The organism is Veillonella parvula (assembly GCF_024461875.1).
Classification (GTDB): Bacteria; Bacillota; Negativicutes; order Veillonellales; family Veillonellaceae; genus Veillonella; species Veillonella parvula_I.
Map to the genome: position 1 here is coordinate 1 of NZ_JANGAL010000023.1, position 464 is coordinate 464.

A 464-nucleotide genomic window follows, 5' to 3' on the forward strand; every position below is an offset into this window, starting at 1 on the left:
GCTGCGTCAGCACCACCAACGATTTCAAGTTTTTGATTCAATGTTTTATCGATAACAGTATTTCCATTATCGCCAGCGAAATGTAAACCATCGTTCATTGTTGCTACAGTTTCTTTTACAGGATTGCCGTTAGCGTCTTTCGTTTCATAAACGATACGATCTTTACCAGCACCAGTACCTGTCAAGCCGTCAGCACCTTTAGCCGCCGTAATAGATGCATTCGCACCATCTTTACCGCGTACGCCCATAGTGCCGTCAGCACCGTTCAATACAACGCCTGGTTTATCATTTGCTACATCGCCTACGGATACACTTTCAAGACCTGTCATGTTTTTATTCAAGGAATACGTGAAAGTAGTACCTGTTTGGTCAATAGTGAGGTTGTCACCGGCACGGAATTCTACTTCCGTTTTGTCCCCCACTTTAGTGGCTGTGTTATTACCTGTTGCTTGACCTGTACCTAC

Annotated in this window: 1 pseudogene; it reads right to left on the minus strand. The window is 44.4% G+C overall.

The window, feature by feature from the left end:
* Positions 1-464, minus strand: a pseudogene (locus NE668_RS09725) (hypothetical protein); the annotation flags it as partial.